Source organism: Segatella copri (assembly GCF_019127135.1).
Taxonomy (GTDB): domain Bacteria; phylum Bacteroidota; class Bacteroidia; order Bacteroidales; family Bacteroidaceae; genus Prevotella.
In genome coordinates, this window is the sequence record NZ_JAHOEA010000020.1 from 1 (window position 1) to 18,585 (window position 18,585).

The 18,585-nt window shown below is 41.7% G+C and carries 21 protein-coding genes and 1 pseudogene; 15 read left to right on the forward strand and 7 right to left on the reverse strand.

All coding sequences use genetic code 11. From position 1 onward, the window contains the following. Positions 1–1,638, forward strand: a 1,638-nt coding sequence (locus KSW37_RS06985) for an ATP-grasp domain-containing protein (RefSeq protein WP_217743436.1), incomplete at its 5' end; no start/stop codon positions are given. A gap of 114 nt (positions 1,639–1,752) precedes the next feature. Here KSW37_RS06985 and KSW37_RS06990 read toward each other — a convergent pair. Both KSW37_RS06990 and KSW37_RS06995 read right to left on the reverse strand, forming a co-directional pair. After that, a complete protein-coding gene (locus tag KSW37_RS06990; RefSeq protein ID WP_217313749.1) occupies positions 1,753–2,091 on the reverse strand; it encodes a helix-turn-helix domain-containing protein in 339 nt (112 codons plus the stop codon). Continuing rightward, positions 2,088–2,591, reverse strand: coding sequence for a hypothetical protein (locus tag KSW37_RS06995; protein ID WP_217313748.1), 504 nt, complete (start codon positions 2,589–2,591; stop codon positions 2,088–2,090). The genes KSW37_RS06990 and KSW37_RS06995 overlap by 4 nt, the downstream gene beginning before the upstream one ends. 372 nt (positions 2,592–2,963) lie before the next feature. Here KSW37_RS06995 and KSW37_RS07000 point away from each other — a divergent pair, with 372 nt between their 5' ends. The 8 genes and pseudogenes from KSW37_RS07000 (at position 2,964) to KSW37_RS07035 (ending at position 9,928) form a co-directional block, all read left to right on the forward strand. Next, positions 2,964–3,563, forward strand: coding sequence for a hypothetical protein (locus tag KSW37_RS07000; RefSeq protein WP_217313747.1), 600 nt, complete (start codon positions 2,964–2,966; stop codon positions 3,561–3,563). A 5-nt stretch (positions 3,564–3,568) separates the two neighbouring features. Continuing rightward, positions 3,569–4,999 carry a hypothetical protein gene (locus KSW37_RS07005; RefSeq protein WP_217313746.1) on the forward strand — a complete coding sequence of 477 codons (1,431 nt, stop codon included), beginning with the start codon at positions 3,569–3,571 and terminating at the stop codon, positions 4,997–4,999. A gap of 7 nt (positions 5,000–5,006) precedes the next feature. Continuing rightward, positions 5,007–6,197, forward strand: a complete 1,191-nt coding sequence (locus tag KSW37_RS07010; protein ID WP_217313745.1) for an HIRAN domain-containing protein — start codon at positions 5,007–5,009, stop codon at positions 6,195–6,197. Positions 6,198–6,258: 61 nt separating this feature from the next. Next, on the forward strand, positions 6,259–6,981 hold the full coding sequence (locus KSW37_RS07015; protein WP_217313744.1) for a hypothetical protein: 723 nt from the start codon (positions 6,259–6,261) through the stop codon (positions 6,979–6,981). Further along, positions 6,959–8,119 (forward strand): annotated as a pseudogene (locus KSW37_RS07020) (ATP-grasp domain-containing protein); the annotation flags it as partial. The gene KSW37_RS07015 and the pseudogene KSW37_RS07020, both read left to right, overlap by 23 nt. 176 nt (positions 8,120–8,295) lie before the next feature. After that, the gene (locus KSW37_RS07025; protein ID WP_117727890.1) at positions 8,296–8,610 is read left to right on the forward strand and encodes a type II toxin-antitoxin system RelE/ParE family toxin; all 315 of its coding nucleotides are present in this window, start codon (positions 8,296–8,298) and stop codon (positions 8,608–8,610) included. A 7-nt stretch (positions 8,611–8,617) separates the two neighbouring features. Then, on the forward strand, positions 8,618–8,962 hold the full coding sequence (locus KSW37_RS07030) for a HigA family addiction module antitoxin (RefSeq protein ID WP_117587730.1): 345 nt from the start codon (positions 8,618–8,620) through the stop codon (positions 8,960–8,962). 303 nt (positions 8,963–9,265) lie between these two features. Further along, complete coding sequence (locus KSW37_RS07035; RefSeq protein ID WP_217313743.1) at positions 9,266–9,928, forward strand: hypothetical protein; 663 nt, start codon at positions 9,266–9,268, stop codon at positions 9,926–9,928. A gap of 483 nt (positions 9,929–10,411) precedes the next feature. On the opposite strand, the gene KSW37_RS07040 is transcribed toward KSW37_RS07035, so the two are convergent. Next, positions 10,412–11,164 carry a YaaA family protein gene (locus KSW37_RS07040; RefSeq protein ID WP_217313742.1) on the reverse strand — a complete coding sequence of 251 codons (753 nt, stop codon included), beginning with the start codon at positions 11,162–11,164 and terminating at the stop codon, positions 10,412–10,414. A gap of 160 nt (positions 11,165–11,324) precedes the next feature. On the opposite strand from KSW37_RS07040, the gene KSW37_RS07045 reads away from it, so the two are divergent. Continuing rightward, the gene (locus tag KSW37_RS07045) at positions 11,325–12,047 is read left to right on the forward strand and encodes a phosphatase (RefSeq protein WP_153139586.1); all 723 of its coding nucleotides are present in this window, start codon (positions 11,325–11,327) and stop codon (positions 12,045–12,047) included. Between the two features lie 34 nt (positions 12,048–12,081). Beyond that, positions 12,082–12,627 carry a beta-class carbonic anhydrase gene (locus tag KSW37_RS07050; RefSeq protein ID WP_254368571.1) on the forward strand — a complete coding sequence of 182 codons (546 nt, stop codon included), beginning with the start codon at positions 12,082–12,084 and terminating at the stop codon, positions 12,625–12,627. A 35-nt stretch (positions 12,628–12,662) separates the two neighbouring features. On the opposite strand, the gene KSW37_RS07055 is transcribed toward KSW37_RS07050, so the two are convergent. Beyond that, the gene (locus KSW37_RS07055; RefSeq protein WP_254368570.1) at positions 12,663–13,172 is read right to left on the reverse strand and encodes an HD domain-containing protein; all 510 of its coding nucleotides are present in this window, start codon (positions 13,170–13,172) and stop codon (positions 12,663–12,665) included. A gap of 27 nt (positions 13,173–13,199) precedes the next feature. Then, on the reverse strand, positions 13,200–13,661 hold the full coding sequence (locus KSW37_RS07060; protein WP_118139131.1) for a peroxiredoxin: 462 nt from the start codon (positions 13,659–13,661) through the stop codon (positions 13,200–13,202). 266 nt (positions 13,662–13,927) lie between these two features. On the opposite strand from KSW37_RS07060, the gene KSW37_RS07065 reads away from it, so the two are divergent. Further along, a complete protein-coding gene (locus KSW37_RS07065) occupies positions 13,928–14,767 on the forward strand; it encodes a phospholipase (RefSeq protein ID WP_228113750.1) in 840 nt (279 codons plus the stop codon). Between the two features lie 4 nt (positions 14,768–14,771). Here the strand turns inward: KSW37_RS07065 and KSW37_RS07070 are convergent, their stop codons facing one another. After that, the gene (locus KSW37_RS07070) at positions 14,772–15,242 is read right to left on the reverse strand and encodes a GAF domain-containing protein (protein ID WP_217313741.1); all 471 of its coding nucleotides are present in this window, start codon (positions 15,240–15,242) and stop codon (positions 14,772–14,774) included. 311 nt (positions 15,243–15,553) lie between these two features. Here KSW37_RS07070 and KSW37_RS07075 point away from each other — a divergent pair, with 311 nt between their 5' ends. From KSW37_RS07075 to KSW37_RS07085, 3 genes are all read left to right on the forward strand, one after another. Further along, a complete protein-coding gene (locus KSW37_RS07075; RefSeq protein WP_254368569.1) occupies positions 15,554–16,987 on the forward strand; it encodes a glycoside hydrolase family 28 protein in 1,434 nt (477 codons plus the stop codon). An 84-nt stretch (positions 16,988–17,071) separates the two neighbouring features. Then, positions 17,072–17,620: an NUDIX hydrolase gene (locus KSW37_RS07080; RefSeq protein WP_217313740.1), complete on the forward strand. Its 549-nt coding sequence runs from the start codon at positions 17,072–17,074 to the stop codon at positions 17,618–17,620. A gap of 57 nt (positions 17,621–17,677) precedes the next feature. Next, positions 17,678–18,010, forward strand: a complete 333-nt coding sequence (locus KSW37_RS07085) for a cupin domain-containing protein (protein WP_022122055.1) — start codon at positions 17,678–17,680, stop codon at positions 18,008–18,010. Between the two features lie 184 nt (positions 18,011–18,194). Here KSW37_RS07085 and KSW37_RS07090 read toward each other — a convergent pair whose 3' ends face one another. Beyond that, positions 18,195–18,584 (reverse strand): VOC family protein, encoded by a 390-nt coding sequence (locus KSW37_RS07090; RefSeq protein ID WP_118139134.1) that lies wholly within the window; start codon positions 18,582–18,584, stop codon positions 18,195–18,197. Position 18,585 lies beyond the last annotated feature (1 nt).

Genomic DNA, 18,585 nt, shown 5'->3' on the forward strand with positions numbered 1-18,585 from the left:
GCAGCAGAGTATCCTGCTCAGACCAACTACCTCTATGTAACCTACGCAGGCGTGATGAGTGACATCAGCTACGAGTACGACCATCGTTCAATCATCGTACTCGGTTCGGGTGCTTACCGCATCGGTTCTTCCGTAGAGTTCGACTGGTGTGGCGTTCAGGCATTGAACACCATCCGCAAGGAAGGCTGGCGCTCAGTGATGATCAACTACAACCCAGAGACCGTATCTACCGACTACGATATGTGCGACCGTCTCTACTTCGACGAGTTGACCTTCGAGCGTGTGATGGATATCATCGAGATGGAGCAGCCTCATGGCGTCATCGTATCTACCGGTGGTCAGATTCCAAACAACCTGGCTATGCACCTGGATGCACAGAACGTGCCAATCCTGGGTACTGCTGCCAAGGACATCGATAACGCTGAGGACCGTGCCAAGTTCTCTCAGATGTTAACCAACAACGGTATCAACCAGCCAGAGTGGAGCGCCCTGACCTCTATGGAGGACATCGACAACTTCATCGAGCGTGTAGGTTTCCCAGTATTGGTTCGTCCTAGCTACGTGCTTTCTGGTGCTGCGATGAACGTATGTTCTAACGAGGAAGAGCTGAAGCGATTCCTGCAGTTGGCAGCCAACGTAAGTGAGGATCACCCAGTGGTAGTTAGTAAGTTTATTGAACATGCCAAAGAGATTGAGATGGATGCAGTGGCAAAGAATGGTGAGGTGATTGCCTATGCCATTTCCGAGCACATCGAGTTTGCCGGTGTTCACTCTGGCGATGCAACCATCCAGTTCCCTCCTCAGAAGTTGTATGTTGAGACAGTTCGTCGTGTGAAGCGAGTAGGTCGTCAGATTGCGAAGGAGTTGCACATCAATGGTCCGTTCAACATCCAGTTCATGGCTCGTGACAATGATATTCTCGTTATCGAGTGTAACTTGCGTGCCAGCCGTTCATTCCCATTCGTGAGCAAGGTATTGAAGATCAACCTCATCGAGTTGGCTACCCGCGTAATGCTCGGTTTGCCAGTAGAGAAGCCACACAAGAACCTCTTTGATCTCGACTATGTAGGTATCAAAGCATCTCAGTTCAGCTTCAACCGTCTGCAGAAGGCAGACCCAGTATTGGGTGTGGATATGAGCAGTACGGGTGAGGTAGGTTGCTTGGGCGACGATACATCTACCGCACTTCTGAAGAGTATGCTTTCTGTGGGTCATCGCATTCCAGCCAAGAACATCCTGCTTTCTACAGGTTCTGCCAAGCAGAAGGTAGATTTGCTCGATGCTGCCCAGATGCTGGTTAAGCATGGTTACAAGCTGTATGCAACTGGTGGTAGTAGCAAGTTCCTCACCGAGAACGGCATTGAGAACACCCGTGTGCTTTGGCCATCAGAGGAGGCAGAAGGCGGTGCGCCTAAGGCTTTGGAGATGCTCCACAACCATGAGATTGATATGGTAGTGAATATCCCGAAGAACTTGACTAGCAGCGAGTTGAGCAATGGTTACAAGATTCGTCGTGCTGCCATCGACCTGAACGTGCCATTGATTACCAATAGCCGTCTGGCGAGTGCTTTCATCTATGCATTCTGCACCACCAAGTTGGAGGATATCGACATCAAGGCTTGGGGAGAGTATAAATAGTTGATAGTTAATAGTTAAGAATTGACAGTTAAGTCATTCTTGATGATTCCCAATAGAAAAATCCCTGCTGTAGGAAAGGCTTCCTATGGCAGGGATTTATTATTATTTGTATGACTATTTTTTGCACATATCCTCAGCTACCATCATAGCAACATTTTGCGTATTTGGAAGTTTGTATGGACGATGGCTCTGTGTTGTGGTAATGATGTCATCACCAAGAACCGTCGCCATCTTTGCAATTGTAGCTAATGTGAGATTGTGTGTTCCACTCAGCCAACGACTTACTTCTGTTTCAGTCTTGCCAAGAGCCTTTGCGAAATCACGCTGTTTCATATTTCGTTCCTGTAATAGTTCAAAGACTCTGTTGGAAATAGCAACGCATAAGTCGACTTGTTTGTTTGTGTCCGCAGGAGTTGACTTGCGGATTTCATCCATCAGTTTATTTGTTTTCATATTAAATCCTCCTTATTATAGTCGATATCTATAGTCAATTCAAGTGGTCCATGTAAATTTGTACCATTGATTGTTATGATTCTTCTATTTTCAAGTTTCTTTATAATAATGTCTATCTTTTGTAAGTTTCGTACGGCTCTATGCAGATTTACATCTTCTTGATATGTTTGCGTTTTCTTTATACCACCATTTCCTAAGATTAAAATCTTATGGCTGATATTAAGGCAATACAATCTTAAATTAGATGTATCAAGATGAGAGGGTAGTGCCATCACCCTGTCACGTTTGCTTCCTTCATATCTGAAGAATCTATCTTCTGCACCATTTTCTTTGATAATATCAATCCTTCTAATGAGGATTTGTACATCTTGGGCATATTGATCCTTATAGGTGAGAAGGAATTTTTCGAATTCGGTATATTCCTCACCCTCGAATCTTGGAGAATAAAGGCTGACTTTTTCTCCAGTTTCCAATAGCTCTATTAATAAGTTCTTTTCCATATAACTTATATTTTTGCTGCAAAGATAAACATAAAAGTTGATTTTTGCAAGAATATTATGTTAAACTTTACTTTTATGTTTATCATTTTATGATAGCATGCATAATCCCACTTGAAGCTTTTCGATTTGTTAGTTTATAAACTTAGAAGTTTATAATATTGATGCTTAGCTATTTGCCATTTGATAAAACTGCAAAGTAATTATGTCGAATTGTGAGTGTAATAATAACAACCAGCCAACAAAATCCATGTAAATTATGCAACGCATACAAAAAGGGTTAAATATATAATGATAATAGGGAAATTATTTGTTGTATAATAGATTTTTCTGTATCTTTGCACAGAATTTTTAAATAACACAAAAATAAAGGTTATGCAGAAAAAGTGGACAAAAGAAACTGTTTTTGAAGAAAGCAAGAAATATTCTTCAAGATCTGAGTTCAAAAAAAAGAAATCTGGTGCATTCCGTATTGCGTATATGAACGGATGGTTGGACGAAATGATATGGTTGGTGCGTCCGACAGCCAAACCTATCAAATGGACTAAAGAGGCGGTTTTCGAAGAGTCAAGAAAGTATTTTATAGTTACGGAATTTATGAATAATGCCGTGACTGCATACACTATTGCCAAAAATAATAATTGGCTAACTGAAATGGATTGGTTAGCTCCTAGCAAGCGTAAGCCTTCTGGATATTGGAAGATAAAAGAGAATGTAATAAATGAATCTAAAAATTATAAGTCGGTTACAGAATTTCAAAGAAAGAATAGTCGAGCTTTTGATTCGGCAAAACTCAACGGATGGCTTGATGAAATGGACTGGTTGGCAAAAACAAACAGAAAACCTGTTGGCTATTGGAAAGAGAAAAATAACGTATTTGAGGAATCTAAGAAATACAACAATAGGAGTGATTTTTGTGAAGGATGTTATCTTGCTTATATTACAGCTAAAAATAATGGAGGCTTAATGAAATGATATGGTTGAAAAAAACAAGAAATTCTCCAAAAGGGTATTGGGAGGATAAAGAGAAAGTTTTTAAGGAAGCCCGAAAATACAAATATAAAAGTGAGTTTCGTCATAAGGCTCCGTCTGCATATAAATCTGCACTATTACATCATTGGCTCGGAGAAATGGAATTTGAAACAAAAGTCTCAAAAGGGGATCCACGAGGTCCGATTCATATTATTTATGTATATATAGACGAAGTAAATAAATATGCTTATGTTGGTGCAACGAATGATATGAAGAGGCGAGATTGGGAACATAAAAATCAGAAAAATGATCCTGTCTATAAGTATTTTTATAGTAAGAGTTTGAAAATTCCAGCATATAAAATCTTATTAGACGGGCTAACAATAGTCGAGAGACAAAGAGAAGAACGTGTTCAATCTTTATATTATCGTGATGTTTTGCATTACACATTGATTAATAATATCAATCTGACAGGTGAAAATGTTGGCTCTGTTGGAAGTTTAATAAAGAAATGGACAAAGAAAGCAGTATTGCGTGAAGCTGAAAAATATAAAACTCCAACAGAATTTTTTACAAAATCTGCTGGAGCGTATGATGCAGCTCTAAAATATAAGATGATGAACAATGAAACATTTCCATGGTTTTACAGTAAACGTATGCCTCCACGATGGTGGAGTGTAAAAGAACATGTGTTTGAAGAGTCAAAGAACTATAAATCATGGAATGAATTCTTTTTGAAGTCACCAGCAGCTCATTTTTCTGCAAGAAAGCATAAATGGGAAGATGAAATGACATGGTTGCTCCGTGACCAAGTTCCACAAGGTTATTGGCAAAATGAAGAAAATGTAATAGAAGAGTCTAAAAAGTATTCAACGAGAACAGACTTTTTCAAAGGTTGCCATGCTGCTTATGACTATGCAGCCAAAAATAATCTATGGGAGAAAATGCCTTGGATAAAAACTAAGGTGAAAGAACATGGTTATTGGACAAAAGAACGTGTATTCGAAGAAGGTGGCAAATATTCAACCAAAATGGAGTTTAAAAGAGGTGCACCAACTGCTTATTCTTTAGCGACAAAAAACAATTGGATAAACGAAATGGAGTGGGCTGCTTCTGATGCCAAGCCACAGGGATTTTGGCAAAACAAGCAGAATGTAATAGCTGAATCACATAAATATTCTTCACGAAGTGAATTTAGATGGGGTACTCCGAGTGCTTATAGGTCAGCTATAGATAATGGCTGGATAGATGAAATGAAATGGCTGAAGCGTCCGCAAAATTATAACCTCAAGTGGACTCGTGAGAATGTATTCATAGAATCCCATAAATATGACTCTCGTGGTGCCTTTAAAAAAGGATGTCCATCTGCATACCGAGTGGCAAACGTAAATGGCTGGATGGTAGAAATGATATGGTTGAATATAAAGAACAAAAAATAAGATAGATATGAATGATATAAATTTTGATATAACAAAACATTGGCTTCCTGTTGGTGAAAAACAGGGAAGTATAGAGAAAGACACCTTAAGAATAAAGGTGTCTGGCATAAATTTTCACACAAAACCTGAAGCAAACTTTTGGGGAGTTTTTACAGGATGCATCAAAACTGAACCAAACAATCCATATGATACTAATGCTATTGGTTTCTATAAGACTGATGGGCAACTTTTGGGATTTGTTCAAAAAGAGTTGCAAGATTACGTTAATAAGTTTAGCAAAGGAAAAGAGTTGGACTGTGTAATTGCAATTACACCATTCATTTCTAAGGATGGTAAGGTTCGTAATCAGGCTTATGCAACAATCCTTAAATTTTTTGAGGATGATGTAGAATATGCAACAGAAATGATTAATAGAATCACTGAAGATGTTGGCAATGACGCTTTTATTGAAATTACTCATTTTGAAAAAGAGTTGCCAACACTCAATGTGTCACAGCCAAAAGTTGATGATAAAGATAATAATAATGAAAATAAAGATAGTAATGTCATATTCAGATATGATGAATTTTACAAATTTTCACAAAGCGATAAAACAGGAAAGAAAACTTATGATACACTCACAGTAAGAATAGAGAATGCTGATTGGTACTTTGATAGAAAGAAGTGGCAAGCAGGAGTATTCAGTGGATATGTGGATGTAGTGCATTTGGAAAGCCTTAATCAATATGGCATTTATCGAGAAGACAATACCCTTGTTGGTTGTCCTAATAGTTTTGACTTTGATGATGAAATCAAGGAATTCGCAGAAGGACAGCGTGTATATTGTATATTTTTGCTTGTTCCGCATATTGACAGCAAGACTTCTTGTATTGATATTAAAGGGAAGGCTGTTTTGATTAAGTTCTTTGAAGGGGAAAAGGACTATGCCCGTAAATTATTTGAAGATACTAGAACTCGACTTGCCCAAGATGCTATTTCTGATTACAAGAAATTCGTGGAAAAGAAAGAAGAGTTAGAACTTTGTGATATTAAGGTAATGTTAAGTTGGTCATTTGATACTCGCCGATATACCTTTGGAGATGATGCTACAACCTATCTTGATGACAAAGGGAAGCCCCAAAAGCCCAAAAGTGGGTGTGTAACTCTTGTAGCAATGCTTGTCTTGGGCTGTCTCTATGTTGTTTATTATACTTGGTGACAGTTATTGATTAATTTGTAATGTTGAAGTAGCAAGAGTTATTGTAAAAATATAATTCAATATGGAAGAAAATAGAATAAATGAAATTGGCAAGATGAGTCTGCCTGACAAGGTTTGTAATATATTAAAGGCTATTGGCAGCTGTTGTCCATTTACAGCCCCAATAGTAAGTCTGTTATCTGATTTTCAAAATCACAAGCAGAATCTATTGATAGAAGATGTGCTAAAAAAAGCATTTGCAATGATAGATGAACTTGATAATAGAGTTCGGAACATGGAATATATAAATAGTCAAGAATTTATCTGTGACTTGTTACGAACTGTAGATTATTCAAAAGATGAAATCGATGAAAATAAAAGAATTATGTATGCTAAATATTTAACAGCATGTTGCCACATTGATAATGCTGAGAATAGATGCAAGCGTATGTTCTTAGAATTAATGGAAAAAATTGATGGATTAGATTTCTATATTTTAAAGTCTTTAAAAAACACTTTTGATGGTAAAAATGCCATTGAAAGGATTTATAGTAAGTACAACGATGAATATAATAGCGATGTTTCGAAGAAAGAGGTTATGAACCACTTCTACTATCTGACTTCGCTTGGTTTAATAGAGATGTCAGACCAAGAAGAAGTTGAAGCTTTTTTGCAAAAATACAAAGAATGTCTATCTAGCAGTACGTTTAGAAAGGCTCATTTATATCAAAGAACAACTTTGGGTGATGATTTATACCATTTTATAAGTAAAATCGACATGTCTTCTTGTAGTAAAGCAGATTGATACCCTTGCAGCAGAGTATCCTGCTCAGACCAACTACCTCTATGTAACCTACGCAGGCGTGAAGAGCGACATCACCTTCGAGAACGACCATCGTTCAATCATCGTACTCGGTTCGGGTGCTTACCGCATCGGTTCTTCCGTAGAGTTCGACTGGTGTGGCGTTCAGGCATTGAACACCATCCGCAAGGAAGGCTGGCGCTCAGTGATGATCAACTACAACCCAGAGACCGTATCTACCGACTACGATATGTGCGACCGTCTCTACTTCGACGAGTTGACCTTCGAGCGTGTGATGGATATCATCGAGATGGAGCAGCCTCATGGCGTCATCGTATCTACCGGTGGTCAGATTCCAAACAACCTGGCTATGCACCTGGATGCACAGAACGTGCCAATCCTGGGTACTGCTGCCAAGGACATCGATAACGCTGAGGACCGTGCCAAGTTCTCTCAGATGTTAACCAACAACGGTATCAACCAGCCAGAGTGGAGCGCCCTGACCTCTATGGAGGACATCGACAACTTCATCGAGCGTGTAGGTTTCCCAGTATTGGTTCGTCCTAGCTACGTGCTTTCTGGTGCTGCGATGAACGTATGTTCTAACGAGGAAGAGCTGAAGCGATTCCTGCAGTTGGCAGCCAACGTGAGTGAGGATCACCCAGTGGTAGTTAGTAAGTTTATCGAACATGCCAAAGAGATTGAGATGGATGCTGTAGCAAAGAATGGTGAGGTGATTGCCTATGCCATTTCCGAGCACATCGAGTTTGCCGGTGTTCACTCAGGCGATGCAACCATCCAGTTCCCTCCTCAGAAGTTGTATGTTGAGACAGTTCGTCGTGTGAAGCGAGTAGGTCGTCAGATTGCCAAGGAGTTGCACATCAACGGTCCGTTCAACATCCAGTTCATGGCTCGTGACAATGATATTCTCGTTATCGAGTGTAACTTGCGTGCCAGCCGTTCGTTCCCATTCGTGAGCAAGGTATTGAAGATCAACCTCATCGAGTTGGCTACCCGTGTGATGCTCGGTTTGCCGGTAGAGAAGCCACACAAGAACCTCTTCGATCTCGACTATGTAGGTATCAAGGCATCTCAGTTCAGCTTCAAGGCGGATCCTGTATTGGGTGTGGACATGATATCCTTTGTTTTAAATTGTTATTTTGGGACAAAGGCAATAAAAATAATGAGAAACGAGATGATTCTTATGATTTTTAACACAGATAATCACAATTATAGTTGTTAAGCAAAAGTTTCCTTCACAAAATTTGTGAATATCGAATTAAAATATTATCTTTGCAGCATCAAAACATTAAGGTTATGATAGTAAATTTCAACGAGGATTATCTGCGTGATCTATATAGATCTGGCAAATCTGATAAAAAGCATCGCTTTCAACCGCAAATAGTTAGAAAGTATATTCGAGTGATAGACCTTATGATATCGGAAGATAACGTTCAAGGTCTATGGAAATATAATTCTCTCAATTATGAACGGTTAGAAGGAAATAAAGAAGGTTTGTCCTCGGTAAGAGTGAATGACCAATATCGAATAGAATTTGAAGAAGAATTTGAGGATGGTCAAACTATTGCAACCATATGTAATATAACTGAATTGTCAAACCATTATAAATAATATAGTTATGAGCAACGATAATAAAACAACAAAGGAAATGCGAGCAAACGAGATGACTCCAGCTTTTCCTACGCATCCAGGGGATGTTCTGAAGGATGAGATAGAATACCGTGGAATCTCTCAGCGCCAGTTGGCGGAGGAAATGGGGATTGCTTATTCTGCCCTGAACGAAATTCTGAATGCTCGTCGCCCAGTAACGGAAAAAACGGCCCTGCTCTTTGAGGCTGCACTTGGAGTGAATGCTGAGCCTTTGTTGAAAATGCAGATGAGATATAATCTGCAATCTACTAAAAGTGATTCTACTTTTATGACGAGATTGGCAAAAGTAAGAAGGGTGGCTGCAGCCTTGTAAAAACAGAAGATATGAATAGTGATAATATAGATTTTGTAACTTGTTGCATTGGCTACTTGTCTCGTTGCTTGGGATAATATAATCAGCAAGTATATCTACGTCTTAAGACTTCTGGTATACTTGCTGATTTGATTTTTTACACAGATAATCATAATGTATAGAGTCTGATAACTCTATCTTTTATCATAAAACGCCCATTTATAACTCTATCTTTTAGCAAAGTTAACATAAAATAATTGCTTATCTCGCTAATAATCAGTATTTTTGCGCATAATCTTTTAAAGAATCAAAAAAACTAAGAATATGGCTAGAGCAACAGGTTCAATCAATTATTTGGAGCATCGCACGCCCTTGAAGGACGAAAGCGGTAAGTATCAGATACATCCGATGTTCGTAAAACGGGATATCGTTGACCAGGAGAAAATGGAGAAGCGTGTTCGCGATCATTGTGCGATGAACGTTTCGTCCTTTATCTCCGCATTGGAAACGCTGGAGGATGAAACGCTTTACGCCTTGGCTGAGGGCAACGAGGTGAGGGTAGGCGATATGTTTATCGTCAAGCCTAAGCTGGGGATGGTGAAGCATAAGGACAAGAATGGAATCGAATGGAAAAAGACCTATCATGAGGGGGATCTGATTCCAGCCAATGAGGTGGATATCTGCGGCTTGGAAATTCAGCCCACGAAGGAGTTTCTGGAGAGGCTGAAGCGCCACTCTAATGGTTGCAGCCGACAGTATTGGAGTGTGAAATCTACTCCAAAAGAGGCGGATAAGGAGTTTGCTGATATTGTAGAGATTTGTCAGCAGCAGGGTTATATTACGGTGAAGGATATGATTCGTGAATTCGGTGTCACCCGCTATCATGCCAATAAGGTATTGAATGATCTCTGTGAGGAACCGGCTGCCAGAATGTATGCTACCAAGGAAGGTCCTATAACGCTCTATCGTTTGTGGAAGAAGGAGTAACTAAGACGTAGTTGTTGAAACGGCTCTTTAGGTTGACGGAATCGTTTCCTTAACTTGAATGAATCGGTTCCTTAACTTGAATGAAGCGTCTCTTCTCGTTGAAGGATGCGTATCCGAGAGTTAAAAGAAGCGTTTCCAGGAGTCAGAACAAGCGTCTTTTAGAGTACAAGCATATACCTTCTCAGACATTGCCACTAGGCTCAGCAGCTCTGCCGAGCCTAGTCAGCAGGTCTGCTGACTGCAGTCAGCACCTCTGCTGAGCCTAGTGACAACACCTTTTAGTCGTACAGCTATAACCTGTTTAGTTGTACAACTGTATACCCTATAGTCGTACAACTATAACCTCTTTAGTTGTACAACTATACACTTTTTAGTTGTACAATCGTAAAATGATGATACTTCTATGAGATATATTGGGTGCTCTCATTCAATCCAAACATACAGCATCTTCCTTTTATAACGTTCGTTTGCTTTTGTTCTATTTCAACGAACGAAATGAGGAAAAGCAGCTTCTCCTAATTCTGGCGCATATTCAAAACCTTCGTAACTGAAGCCTGCCAGTTCCTCTGGAGTAAGAAGCTGATTATTCAAGATATATCTCACCATGGCTCCACGGCAAGATTTAGCCCATACAGCCTGCATCTTCAATCTGCCGTCTTTCTGGCGGACATAAAAGAGTGGCTGAATGACCTTTATCTCCTGACAGACTCTCTTCCAATCAAACAGATGTTCATATTCCTCTGTAGAAAGATGGATGAGTATACCATCGTCAGCTTTCACACTATCGATGAGAACATCTGTCAGTTTGTCTTTCCAGAACTGATTGATAGGCTTGTCGTTTGTAGCTTCGAGCGATACGCAATGCTCCATACGATAAGGTACGATGCCATCCAACGGTCGAAGCAAGCCATAAAGGAAGCAGGTAATCCAGAGATGTTTCTGGGCATACTCTAACGCCTCCTCGCTCAAAGAACTGGCACGCAAATGTTTGTATGCCTGACCATTGTAAGCCAGGATAGCCGGCCTCTTCTCTGCAGCCATAAAATCATGATATCGCTTCCAGTTCGTCATTGCAATCTTGCTGCTGCAATCCAGTTGCTTAGCCAATTCCTCTACATTCATCATTGCCATTTCTTTGGCCAAGTCATTGGCAACTGATTGGAATAGTGGCACGGAGATAGGCTTCCTGTCTGCCTTCTCAAACATGATTTTGGCATTTGCCAATAATATCTGCATAATAATCAATCTTTTGAATTGTACTTGCAAAGATAAGAAAAAATCAATATACAATGCTAAATAGCCAAGAAAAATCCCATAAAATTAAAATTTTTTATAAAACGAGCATTATATAGTACTTTTTCTTGTGTAATCTATAAATATTTGTTACCTTTGCCCCATGAAAACATTATTAGACGTTCATACACATACAATAGCATCAGGTCATGCCTTCAGCAGTTTGCAGGAAATGACCTTGACAGCAAAGGAGAAAGGGTTGGATATCTTGGGAATCACAGAGCACGGTCCCAATATCCCGGGTACCTGTGATCCTATCTATTTCAGAAACCTTCATTGTGTTCCACGCCAGCTCTATGGAATCAAACTGATGCTTGGAGCAGAACTCAACATCCTCAATACGAAGGGAGATATCGATCTCGACGAGGATTACTGGCGTATGCTGGATATCCGAATAGCAGGCATCCATAGCCTTTGCTGGCAGGGAGGAAGTAAGGAGGAGAATACGCAGGGTGTCATCAATGCCATGCGCAATCCCTTCGTGCAGATTATCTCTCATCCCGGCGACGGTACGGCAGAACTGGATTTCGAGGAACTCATGAAAGTTTCCAGGGAGACGCATACCTTGCTTGAAATCAACAACCATTCCATGGCTCCCATCCGCCACAAGACTGTGGCTGCTCCCAATAATCTGGAACTGCTGGAACTTGCCAAGAAGTATGAAACTCCAGTCATCTTCGGAAGTGATGCCCACTTCTCTACGATGATTGCCGACTACAGCAACATTATGCCACTGGTAGAAAAAGCTGAGTTCCCGGATGAGCTGGTTCTCAACTATCAGCCAGAGAAATTCATGGCTTACCTCAAGCCAACCCCAGAGAAATAGGAAAATTTAGTTTCACTTTTCAATTTACACGACTATGATTATAGAAGAAATCATCAAGTATAATGAAAACTTCGTAGCCAGTAAGGGTTACGAAAAGTATCTTACGAGTAAATATCCAGACAAGAAACTTGCCATTCTTTCCTGTATGGACACCCGCCTGACTGAGCTTCTGCCAGCAGCTTTGGGCCTGAAGAACGGAGATGCCAAGCTCATCAAGAACGCCGGTGGACTGATTATCAGTCCTTTCGACTCTGCCATGCGTAGTCTCCTTGTAGCCATCTACGAGTTGGGTGTAGAGGAAATCATGGTCATCGCCCATTCCAACTGCGGTGCATGCCACATGAACGGACAGCAGATGAAGGAATTGATGCTCAAACGTGGCATCCATCAGAATGTTATCGATACCATCGGGCTTTGCGGCATCGACCTCGACCATTGGCTGGAGGGATTCCACGACACAGAGGATTCTGTAAGGAATACCATCAATACAATCCGTACACACCCTCTCGTACCAAAAGACGTCAATCTTCATGGCTATATCATTGACTCACAGACGGGCAAACTGACAGAAGTGAAATAGAATAAAGGTATTATTTTAATTAAAACACATTTTCGTTACAGCCCCCACATATCATTCAGCATACTGATAGCTGATTCCGAGCGGAATACATGGTCGCGGAAGGTGATGATACCTTCGGGAGCAAGGTGGGCTTCGAAGGAATTCACCAGGAAATCTGCTTCGAGCAGAATGCGGTGGTCGAGGCTGGTAACATCTTGATAAGTATGATGATGGGCAATGAGCCAGCAGATTCTTTCTATCTGTGCGGCTGTGAACCCATCTACTTCTGACAGTACTTTTCTTGCCTCGTCAGGACCCAGTTCTTCCTGATGTTTGCCATCGCAGTTGCCGTATCTGGCTTCTGAAACGTGAATGCCTACATCGTGAAGGATAGCTGCTGCTTCGAGCACGTAAAGGTCTTCCTGGTTCATTCCCTCTGCTATCGCTATCATACGGGCAAAATCGTGTACCTTTACGAAATGCTGGATGCGAGGCGCATCGCCACCATCATATTTTATCATCGCCTTCATCAGTTGGGCGAGTGTCAATTCCTTGTTTGTCATCATTTTATCTGATTTTGTCAATATTGTTTTTTATTGATGGATATAATCCAAAATCTGTTCGGCATGAATCTTGGTCTTGATCTCTTTAGGAGTGAAGATCTTTTCGATGACTCCTTCTTCGTTGACAAGATAGGTAGTGCGGAGAATGCCTATGGACTTTCTGCCGCAGGTTACCTTCTCGCCCCAGCAGCCGAGTTCCTGCAGTAGTGTGGTTTCGGTATCTGCGATAAGAGGGAACTGCAAACCCTTGGTTTCGGCAAACTTCTTCTGCAGAGCCTGTTTGTCCTTGCTCACGCCGATAATCTCGTAACCGGCTGCAGCCAGCTCTTCCTTATGTGCCTGCAGTGAGCAAGCCTCGGCAGTGCATCCGCTGGTGTTAGCCTTCGGATAACTGTAGAGCACAATCTTGCGACCACGATAGTCGCTTGCCTTTATTTCACGTCCGTCCTGGTCAATGCCAAGAATCTCTGGTATTTTATCTCCTACATTCATAATTCTATATTTATTTATTATATGTATTGTTATGATGCAAAGATAATAAAAATAATGCGAACCGATGTGATTCTTATGATTTTTAACACAAATAATCGTTGTTTATCTTTCTACCTGGAAGTTTAAACGAATCTTTCTTTTGGATAAAAAAAGAAAAATATAGGTAGGATATTTGGTAATATGCTGATATTTACATACTTTTGTGTGATGAACGTTCATGGTATGAAACAGGGAGCGTGATACTAAACAGGTAAAAAAGGAAGAAAATGAAGAAGATATTTTTGTTCATATTATTCTGTCTTTCCGTATGCAGCATGTCGGCTTACGACTTTCTGCGAGCTGTGAAAGATGAGATTCCGGGAGGTTACAACTTCTGGGTTTATACGCCGGTAGATTATTTTTATTCGCAAGAGCAGACACCGGTCATCATCTTTCTGCATGGTGCCAGTCTTTGTGGAAGAAATCTGAATAAGGTGAGAAGATACGGACCGCTTGATGCCATCGTCAAGGGGCGCGATATCGATGCGCTGACCATCGTTCCGCAGAATCCGGGAGGAGCCTGGAATCCGAAGAAAATCATGGATATGCTAGACTGGGTGAAGAAGAATTACCCATGCGATTCTAATAGGGTTTATGTCTTGGGCATGAGTTTGGGCGGTTATGGTACCATGGATGTCTGTGCTACTTATCCCGATAGGATAGCTGCCGGCATGGCGCTGTGTGGTGGCTGTTCGTATAAGGATGTGAGTGGATTGGGCGATTTGCCTTTCTGGATTATCCATGGCACAGCAGATAGGGCAGTACCGGTCAAGCAATCGAAGGTGGTGGTAGATAAACTTGTGAAGGATGGCAAGGATACCCGATTGATATACGACTGGTGGAAGGGTGCCAATCACGGTACCCCTGCCCGCGTGTTTTATCTGAAGAAAACCTATCAGTGGCTCTTCTCGCACAGTCTATTAAATAAAGACAGACCCGTGAACCGCAACATCAGTATTACGATGAGTGATCTGGGCAGAGCATATGGTGATGTGAACCGAAATGCCCCTCAGCCTGAACTCATCGATGGTCCGAGTGTGATCAAGCAAGAGGGAAATGAATATTAAGGAATCAGGTGAACAGTTCTGCTACCTTCTCCAGCCAATTCTTATCAATATCATCGAAGGTGCTGAGGTGTTCGCTGTCAATATCCAGTACGGCGATTACCTCACCATTCCTGATAACAGGCACTACAATCTCCGAACGGGAGGCACTGCTGCAGGCAATATGCCCCGGAAATTTCTCAACATCTTCTACCACGATGGTTTCCGCCTTGTCCCAAGCTGTGCCGCAAACTCCCTTGCCCCTTTTGATGCGAGTGCAGGCCAGCGGTCCCTGAAAAGGACCCAGCACAAGAGTTCCATCGATGACCCGGTAGAAGCCCACCCACCAGAAGTGGAAGGTGTCCATGATGCATGCTGAAATATTTGCCATATTGGCGATGATGTCGCTTTCGCCCTCTATGAACGACTTGAGCTGAGGGAGGAGCATGGCGTAAAGTTCCTCCTTCGTTTCTCCTTTTATAATAAGATGTTCTGCCATGATGTCTTTTTCTTTGATTAAATCCCTTTATGTGAATGAATTTTATGCCTTGCAAAGATACTGTTTTTTCTAAAATTAGGGGCTAAGAATGGGTTAAATCTTCTAAAATTAGGGGCTAAGAACGGGTTAAATCTTCTAAAATTAGGGGCTAAGAATTAGTTAAACTTTCTAAAATTAGGGGCTAAGAATAGGTTGTTTGTAGCAGTTCCCCAAAGTGGAATAGGTTATACAAGTTTTTTTTCAGGTCTTTTTCAATGATATCTGACGATTTTTTATTAACTTTGCAATCGAAATCATAAAAACAAACTATAATGGATACAAAAACAATGTTAGTGGCGATGACATGCCTTTGTGCATTCAACAGCCTTCAGGGAAATGCTCAGGTGGTAGGAGGTAATACTTTGGCTGCAACTGTGGTTGAGCAGCATAGAATCACGCTTCGTGACAGTATCTTAAACCATATTAGCGGAGCAAAGATTGCTGAGAAATCATTGCAGATTAAGAAGTTTGGAGCCAAGAACGATGGTAAGACCGATTGCCGTGCAGCCTTTGCCAAGGCTATCAAGAAGGCTTCGGCTATGAAGGGTGCCAAAATCGTGGTGCCTGCAGGTACCTATTATATCAAGGGACCTATCGTACTAGCAAGCAATATCTGTCTGGAACTGCAGAAGGGAGCTACCCTGAAGTTTGCGCCAGAAGAGAAGTACTATCCTATCGTTAATACCAGTTGGGAGGGAACTTTCCTCTACAACTATTCTCCTCTCATCTATGCCTATGGCTGCAAGAACGTTTCCATCATCGGCGAGGGCACTATCGACGGTAATGCCATGACCACCTTTGCCAAGTGGAAGCCTAATCAGAAGAAAGCGCAGCAGTTGAGCCGCAAGATGAATCACGAGGAAGTGCCTGTAAGTGAGCGCAAGTTTGGAGATGGCTGTTGGCTTCGTCCTCAGCTCGTGCAACTCTATAATTGCCAAGATGTTACCTTGGAAGGTGTGAAGATTACCAATTCTCCATTCTGGTGCATCCATCTGCTGAAGAGCGAGAATATCATCTGTCGTAATCTGCGATATGATGCCAAACTTGTCAATAACGATGGTATTGACCCGGAGTGTTCCCGAAACATTCTGATAGAGGGGGTGGCTTTTGATAATGGCGATGACAACGTTGCCATCAAGAGTGGTCGTGATAATGATGGCTGGAATGCCAAGATGCCATCAGAGAACATCATCATCCGAAACTGCCATTTCAAGGGCTTGCATGCTGTGGTTATCGGTAGCGAAATGTCTTCGGGAGTAAGAAACGTCATCGTAGAGAACTGCGATTATGCTGGTTATTGCAAGCGTGGCATCTTTATCAAGACCAATCCCGACCGTGGCGGTTTTGTGGAGAATGTTTTCGTAAAGAACTGCAGTTTTGGCGATGTGGAAGACCTCTTCTATGTAACCAGCCGTTATGCTGGCGAGGGGTTGACCAATCATCATTTCTCTACCGTGAAGAATATCTTTGTGGATGGTTTGAAGTGTAACAACGTGAGCGCTGCAGCCTTGGTTTTGCAGGGTACAGAGGCTAAGCCTGTTACTAATGTTTCTTTCGATAATATTGAGGTGAAGAATGCCAAGACTGGCATCAGCTTCGAGAATGTAATGGGGGTAAACATGGGTGAATGCAGCATTGGCGGCAAGGTGGGAACTCCTACCCAGGTTACATCAAAGGATAAAGTTTTGGAAAGAAATAACAAGTAAACTTTTCTCTTTTCAATCTTTTTTCGTACTTTTGCACCATCAATTAAAATAAAGAAAATCCAGTTTTTTAAATGAAGTAAGAAAATGGCTGATAAAGATATGAAATGGAAGACGCTCTCGCAGAAGTATCTGATAGAGAAGCCATGGCTCACGGCACGAGTGGATAAGGTGGAATTGCCTACGGGAGCCATTATCGATGAATATTACGTGCTGGAATATCCCGATTGGGTGAACACCATCGCCATCACGAAGGACGGAATGTTCGTATTTGTGCGCCAGTATCGCTATGCGATAGGTAAGACGGTGAATGAACTCTGCGCAGGAGTGATAGAGAAGGGCGAGGACCCGATGGCGGCTGCCAAGCGAGAGCTGATGGAAGAGACTGGGTTCGGTGGCGGAAACTGGCAGAAGTGGATGACGATTTCGGCTAATCCGAGCACTCATACCAATCTTACCCATTGCTATCTGGCTACGGATGTGGAGCGCATGGATGTTCAGCATCTTGACCAGGCTGAGGATATCGAGGTTCGCCTCTTCTCAAGAGAAGAAGTAATGGAAATGCTGGAGAAGGGAGAAATCTGGCAGAGCCTGATGGCCGCTCCGCTATGGAAGTATTTTGCGAAGGAAAAGTAAACTGCAACTTTTTACTTGCAAGAGTAAAGTAGACATTAAACAATAAACATTATAAAGATGGTAATAGATTTCGAAAAGATTGCTGAGGCTCATTTGGAGGGCTTCAAGGGTGGACAGGGAAAACTCGATACTCGTAACTATGTGGATGACAAGGTGAAGATTATGTATTCCACCTTGCGTCCGGGTGCATCAACTGGTCTTCATACTCATGAGGGCAACTGCGAGATTATCTATGTGGTAAGCGGCACTGCTACTTTCCATTATGATGATACCGTGGAGGAGGTTCGACAGGGACAGGTGCATTACTGCCCGATGAACCACGCTCATTATATGGAGAATCTCACTGACCATGATCTGGTGTATCTCGCCATTGTGCCTGAGCATCATTAATATCCTTGAAACATCAATTAGGGAAAACGCATCATATTCCTCAAGGAAAACGAAAAAAGAAAGTCCAACTCGGATGCCTCTCTCTCAGAAAGGCTCCAAGCTGGACTTTCGTCATTTTTATCTCTCTCTCTCTTTCTCTTGTATTGCTATGCTAATCTGTGTTTATCTAAAAGTCAGCTGCGGATTAGAGTTTCTCGCAGAATTCGATTTTCTCCTTGTTTGGACCCTCAATGGTGAAGAACTTTACGCCGTTCTCCCAGAAAGGAAGACCATTTACCTGCTGATCCAGCATCTTGAAGGTGCCGGCTTCCTTCACTACCAGGAAGAGATTCTCTATGTTCTTTACATCGATGGCGATGTGGTCGATGGCTCCATATTCCATCTTTGCCTGATGGTTCTGATAGGTCTCGATGATGAGATTGTGGAGCTGGAGGAAGGCTACTTCCTCGGTGCCGTTTACTGTGCGGAGGGCTGTCTCGAAGCCCAGGGCATGATAAAACTCAATGGTCTTGTTGATGTCGTTGGTAGGAATGCCAATGTGCTGCACACCTGTTGTAAAATCTTTAATCTTCATA

Bases quoted from the DNA above. Each gene is read 5' to 3' on its own strand.
- KSW37_RS07010 (WP_217313745.1), top strand. From the start codon at position 5,007: ATGAATGATATAAATTTTGATATAACAAAACATTGGCTTCCTGTTGGT.
- KSW37_RS07000 (WP_217313747.1), top strand. From the start codon at position 2,964: ATGCAGAAAAAGTGGACAAAAGAAACTGTTTTTGAAGAAAGCAAGAAA.
- KSW37_RS07080 (WP_217313740.1), top strand. From the start codon at position 17,072: ATGGCTGATAAAGATATGAAATGGAAGACGCTCTCGCAGAAGTATCTG.
- KSW37_RS06990 (WP_217313749.1), bottom strand. From the start codon at position 2,091: ATGAAAACAAATAAACTGATGGATGAAATCCGCAAGTCAACTCCTGCG.
- KSW37_RS07060 (WP_118139131.1), bottom strand. From the start codon at position 13,661: ATGAATGTAGGAGATAAAATACCAGAGATTCTTGGCATTGACCAGGAC.
- KSW37_RS06995 (WP_217313748.1), bottom strand. From the start codon at position 2,591: ATGGAAAAGAACTTATTAATAGAGCTATTGGAAACTGGAGAAAAAGTC.
- KSW37_RS07070 (WP_217313741.1), bottom strand. From the start codon at position 15,242: ATGGCAGAACATCTTATTATAAAAGGAGAAACGAAGGAGGAACTTTAC.
- KSW37_RS07025 (WP_117727890.1), top strand. From the start codon at position 8,296: ATGATAGTAAATTTCAACGAGGATTATCTGCGTGATCTATATAGATCT.
- KSW37_RS07030 (WP_117587730.1), top strand. From the start codon at position 8,618: ATGAGCAACGATAATAAAACAACAAAGGAAATGCGAGCAAACGAGATG.
- KSW37_RS07045 (WP_153139586.1), top strand. From the start codon at position 11,325: ATGAAAACATTATTAGACGTTCATACACATACAATAGCATCAGGTCAT.
- KSW37_RS07075 (WP_254368569.1), top strand. From the start codon at position 15,554: ATGGATACAAAAACAATGTTAGTGGCGATGACATGCCTTTGTGCATTC.
- KSW37_RS07055 (WP_254368570.1), bottom strand. From the start codon at position 13,172: ATGATGACAAACAAGGAATTGACACTCGCCCAACTGATGAAGGCGATG.
- KSW37_RS07040 (WP_217313742.1), bottom strand. From the start codon at position 11,164: ATGCAGATATTATTGGCAAATGCCAAAATCATGTTTGAGAAGGCAGAC.
- KSW37_RS07090 (WP_118139134.1), bottom strand. From the start codon at position 18,584: ATGAAGATTAAAGATTTTACAACAGGTGTGCAGCACATTGGCATTCCT.
- KSW37_RS07035 (WP_217313743.1), top strand. From the start codon at position 9,266: ATGGCTAGAGCAACAGGTTCAATCAATTATTTGGAGCATCGCACGCCC.
- KSW37_RS07065 (WP_228113750.1), top strand. From the start codon at position 13,928: ATGAAGAAGATATTTTTGTTCATATTATTCTGTCTTTCCGTATGCAGC.
- KSW37_RS07050 (WP_254368571.1), top strand. From the start codon at position 12,082: ATGATTATAGAAGAAATCATCAAGTATAATGAAAACTTCGTAGCCAGT.
- KSW37_RS07085 (WP_022122055.1), top strand. From the start codon at position 17,678: ATGGTAATAGATTTCGAAAAGATTGCTGAGGCTCATTTGGAGGGCTTC.
- KSW37_RS07015 (WP_217313744.1), top strand. From the start codon at position 6,259: ATGGAAGAAAATAGAATAAATGAAATTGGCAAGATGAGTCTGCCTGAC.